The sequence below is a fragment of the Rhodobaculum claviforme genome (assembly GCF_016653255.1).
Classification (GTDB): domain Bacteria; phylum Pseudomonadota; class Alphaproteobacteria; order Rhodobacterales; family Rhodobacteraceae; genus Rhodobaculum; species Rhodobaculum claviforme.
Window position 1 is genome coordinate 1 of sequence record NZ_NHSD01000078.1, and the last position, 4,669, is coordinate 4,669.

Consider the following 4,669-nt stretch of genomic DNA (forward strand, 5'->3'; position numbering starts at 1 on the left):
GCGGCGGGGGACGGCGGGTCATGGGCATTCGCTCCGGTCGGGATCGGCAATCAGCGGCTCGGTCAGCGCGAATCGCGTCACATCCACCAACCCCTTATCGGATATCCGCAACGCAGGGATGACCACCAGCGCCAGCAGCGAATGCTGCATGAAGGCGTTGTTCAACGTGCAGCCCGCCGCGCGCATCGCCGCGCCCAGCGCGTCGGCGGCGGCCGCGACCTCGGCGGCGGGGCGGTCGCTCATCAGCCCGGCGACGGGCAGCTCGATCAGCGCGCGTTCCGCACCATCGGCCCACAGGGTGACACCGCCGCCGACCACGCCCAGCCGGTTCGCCGCCGCCGCCATCATCTCGGGGCAGGTGCCCGCGACGATCATGTGGTGACTGTCATGCGCCACGGTGGAGGCCAGCGCCATCCGTCCCCGCCAGCCAAAGCCCGAGACGAACCCGTTGGTCACGCCGCCCGTCCCGCGGTGCCGCTCCACCAGCGCAAGATGCGCGATGTCGCGGTCGGGATCGGCCTGTACCGCGCCGTCCGCCACCGACAGCTCTGCCGTCAGCGCGCGGGTGGGGGCCTGGTTCTCCACCACGCCGATGACGCGGGCGGTGACGCGGGCGGCGCCCCCGGGGGCGGGCAGCGCAAAGTCGGCCGGCGTCAGGGTCCGCCCCAGCCGCACGGTCGCGCGAACGTCGTCGGGCCAATCCAGATGCGGGCACACCGCCAGCAGCCGGCCGCCCTCGGCCACCAGCCGTCCGCGCGCCCAGACCCGGTGGATCGGCAGGTCGGCCAGATCCCCCGTCAGGATCATGTCCGCCCGGCGCCCCGGCGCGATCGATCCCAGCTCGCGCTCCAGCCCGAAATGGGTGGCGGTGTTGATCGTGGCCATCTGCAGCGCCACCAACGGGTCCGCCCCGCAGGCGATGGCGTGGCGCAGCGCGCGGTTCATGTGGCCGTCGCCCACCAGCGTGCCGGAGTGGCAATCGTCGGTGCACAGGATCATGTTGCGCGGATCGAGGCCGCGTTCCGTGATCGCGGTGATCTGCGATTCGACATCGTACCAGGCGCTGCCCAGCCGGATCATGGCGCGCATGCCCTGGCGCATGCGGGCGACGGCGTCGTCTTCGCGGGTGCCCTCGTGATCGTCCGCCGGGCCCCCGGCGGCATAGGCGTGAAAGGCGGGGCCGAGGTCGGGCGCCGCGTAATGCCCGCCGATCACCTTGCCCGCCGCCGCCGTCGCGGCCATTTCCGCCAGCATCTGCGCATCGCCCGCCACCACGCCGGGAAAGTTCATCATCTCCCCCAGCCCGATGATCCCGGGCCAGGCCATCGCCTCGGCCACGTCCTCGGGGGTGATCGGGTGGCCCGTTGTCTCCAGCCCCGGCGCCGAGGGGGCGCAGGAGGGCATCTGCGTGAAGATCGACACCGGCTGCAACGCGGCCTCGTCATGCATCAGGCGCACACCGCGCAGGCCCAGCACGTTGGCGATCTCGTGGGGGTCCACGAACATGGTGGTGGTGCCGTGGGGGATCACGGCGGCGGCGAATTCGGCCGGCGTCAGCATCCCCGATTCGATGTGCATGTGACCGTCGCACAGGCCGGGAATCAGCGTCTGGCCGGTGGCGTCCACCACCTCGGTCCCGTCGCCGATGCAATGCCGCGCGTCGGGGCCGACATAGGCGAACCGCCCCGCCGCCACCGCCACGTCCCAGGCCAGCCATTCGCGCGTGTGCACACAGGCCACCCGCGCGCCGCGGATCACAAGCTCGGCCGGGGCCCGGCCAGCGGCCACGGCGATCAGGGTGGCGGCCGCCTCGGGCCATGGGGTCAGGGGATCATGCGCCATGCCCCACGATGTCGCGCAAGACGCCGGCCCGCAAGGCCGTTTGACGGCGCCGTTCGGCCGGGCGGACCCCGGGGGTGGTCCCGCCACGGCGCGTCCCGCGGCAGAAGATCCCCGGCGCGGGCGGGGCGGCGGGCTGCCGCACGTTGACAGACCCGGCACGCGGCGCCACACAAGGTCAACCTTGTTGACCTGTGTGGGTGCGATGTCCGGAGACCTGCTGATCTCGCTCATGATCCTCGCATTTGCGGGGTCGTGGACGCCGGGGCCGAACACCGCGATGGTGGCGGCCTCGGGGGCGAATTTCGGATTGCGGCGCACGCTGCCGCATGTGCTGGGCATCTCGGTCGGGTTTCCGGTGATGGCGCTCGCGGTGGGCCTGGCGCTGGGCGAGGTGTTCGCGGCCTCGGAGCTGTTGCGCACCACGCTGCGCTGGGGCGGTGCGGCGGTGCTGCTGTGGCTGGCGTGGCAGATCGGACGCTCGGGCGGGCTGGGCCGACGCGAGGCCGCGCGGCCCTTCGGCTTTCTGGAGGCCGCGGCCTTCCAGTGGATCAACCCCAAGGCCTGGGTGCTGGCGATCGCCGTCAGCACGCAGTTCATCCACCCCGACCGCCCGGTCCTGAGCGCGCTGATCGTGGCGGGGGCCTTTGCGGCGGCGGGGGGCAGCGCATCGCTGGCCTGGGCCGGGCTGGGGCAGGCGCTGCGGGTGTGGCTGTCGGTGCCCGCCCGGCTGCGGGCGTTCAACGCCACCATGGGCGCGCTGATCGCGCTGAGCGTGATCGGCATCCTCTGGCCGACCGGCTGAGGCGGGCGGTTTTCCCCGCACGCCGGTCGGGCTATATCGCCGCAGGCACCCTTCGGTGCGAAAGGCCCCGACCGTGTTGCGCTTTTTCGAGACCCTCGTCGATCCCTACACCCCCTGGCGCGAGACCGACACGGTTCCGCGGCGGCTGTGGCCGTTCCTGCGGCAGTACATGGGACCGTTCCGGGGCGTGTTCTGGCTGGCGGGCCTCATGTCGGTGGTGGTGGCCGCGGTCGAGGTCGGGCTGATCTGGTACATGGGCCGGATCGTGGACCTGTTGTCGGAGGCCGACCGCGGCAGTTTCTGGGCCGAGCACGGGTTGGAACTGGCACTGGCGGCGGCGTTCCTGCTGCTGCTGCGCCCGGCGATCCAGGCGCTGGACGTGGCGGTGCTGAACAACGCGATCCTGCCCAATTTCGGCACGCTGATCCGCTGGCGCGCGCATTCCCGCGTACTGCGCCAGTCGGTGGGCTGGTTCGAGAACGATTTCGCCGGCCGCATCGCCAACCGCATCATGCAGACGCCCCCGGCCGCGGGCGAATCGGTGTTCCAGGTGTTCGACGCGCTGTCCTTCGCGCTGGCCTATGTGGCGGGTGCGGCGCTGCTGCTGGCCGGCGCCGATCCGCGGCTGGTTCTGCCGCTGCTGATCTGGTTCGCGCTCTATGGCTGGCTGGTGCGCTGGACCATCCGGCGGGTGGGGCCGGCGTCCAAGGCCGCCGCGGATGCCCGCAGCGCGGTCACGGGGCGGGTCGTCGACAGCTATTCCAACATCCACGCGGTCAAGCTGTTCGCCCACCACGACCGCGAACTCGCCTATGCCCGCGAAGCGATCGAGCATTCGCGCCGCACCTTCCAGGCCGAGATGCGCATCTTCACCAAGATGGACATCGGGCTGACGGTGCTGAACGGCTTTCTGATCGTGGGCGTCGTGGGCTGGGCGGTGGCGCTGTGGGCGGGCGGGACCGCCAGCCTCGGGGTGGTGGCGGCGGCCACCGCGCTGACGCTGCGGCTCAATGCGATGACCGGATGGATCATGTGGGCCGTCAGCAGCTTCTTTCGCAACCTCGGCGTGGTGGCCGAGGGGATGGAGACGATCGCCCAGCCCATCACGCTGGCCGATGCGCCCGCCGCGCCGCCGCTTGCCTTCCGCGACGGACGCATCGGCCTTCACGGCGTCACCCACCATTACGGGCGCGGGCAGGGCGGGTTGCAGGACGTCACCCTCGCCATCGCGCCGGGGGAAAAGGTCGGTCTCGTGGGGCGCTCGGGCGCGGGAAAATCCACGCTGGTCAAGCTTCTGTTGCGCTTCCACGACCCCGAATCGGGCCGGATCGAGATCGACGGCCAGGACATCCGCATGGTGGCCCAGGAATCCCTGCGCCGCCACATCGGCATGGTCCAGCAGGAGACCGCGCTGCTGCATCGTTCGGTGCGCGAGAACATCCTCTATGGCCGCCCCGACGCCACCGAGGAGCAGATGATCGCCGCCGCCCGCCGGGCCGAGGCGCATGACTTCATCCTCACCCTGTCCGACAGCGCCGGCAGGCAGGGCTATGACGCCCTGGTGGGCGAGCGCGGCGTCAAGTTGTCGGGCGGGCAGCGCCAGCGGATCGCCATCGCCCGCGCCATCCTCAAGGATGCGCCGATCCTGGTGCTGGACGAGGCGACATCGGCCCTCGACAGCGAGGTCGAGGCGGCCATCCAGGACACCCTTTACGGCGTGATGGAGGGCAAGACCGTCATCGCCATCGCACACCGGCTGTCGACCATCGCGCGGATGGACCGCATCCTCGTGCTCGACGACGGCCGCATAGCGGAGGAAGGGACCCACGACGCGCTGCTGGCGCGCGGCGGCCTCTATGCCCGGTTCTGGGGCCGGCAATCGGGCGGCTTCATCGGCACCGATCCGGCCGAGGCGGCGGAATGACCCCGCGCGCGCGCCTTGCAGGGCTGATCGACGCGTTCCGGCCCGCCGAGGGGCCGCCGCCGCGCACGCTGTGGGCCTTCGTGCGCTGGGCGCTGGGGGGG

Annotated in this window: 3 protein-coding genes; 2 read left to right on the forward strand and 1 reads right to left on the reverse strand. The window is 71.6% G+C overall.

What is annotated here, in order from left to right; translation table 11 throughout:
* Positions 1–18 precede the first annotated feature (18 nt).
* Positions 19–1,842 (reverse strand): adenine deaminase, encoded by a 1,824-nt coding sequence (locus CCR87_RS01305; protein ID WP_201155524.1) that lies wholly within the window; start codon positions 1,840–1,842, stop codon positions 19–21.
* Positions 1,843–2,044: 202 nt separating this feature from the next.
* Between CCR87_RS01305 and CCR87_RS01310 the strand changes: the two genes are divergently transcribed.
* The gene (locus tag CCR87_RS01310; RefSeq protein WP_201155525.1) at positions 2,045–2,644 is read left to right on the forward strand and encodes a LysE family translocator; all 600 of its coding nucleotides are present in this window, start codon (positions 2,045–2,047) and stop codon (positions 2,642–2,644) included.
* Positions 2,645–2,717: 73 nt separating this feature from the next.
* A complete protein-coding gene (locus CCR87_RS01315; RefSeq protein WP_201155526.1) occupies positions 2,718–4,568 on the forward strand; it encodes an ATP-binding cassette domain-containing protein in 1,851 nt (616 codons plus the stop codon).
* The last annotated feature ends 101 nt before the right edge of the window (positions 4,569–4,669 follow it).

What these genes read in the sequence shown, in the direction of transcription:
- CCR87_RS01305 (WP_201155524.1), bottom strand. Translation starts at nt 1,842, where the DNA reads ATGGCGCATGATCCCCTGACCCCATGGCCCGAGGCGGCCGCCACCCTG.
- CCR87_RS01310 (WP_201155525.1), top strand. Translation starts at nt 2,045, where the DNA reads ATGTCCGGAGACCTGCTGATCTCGCTCATGATCCTCGCATTTGCGGGG.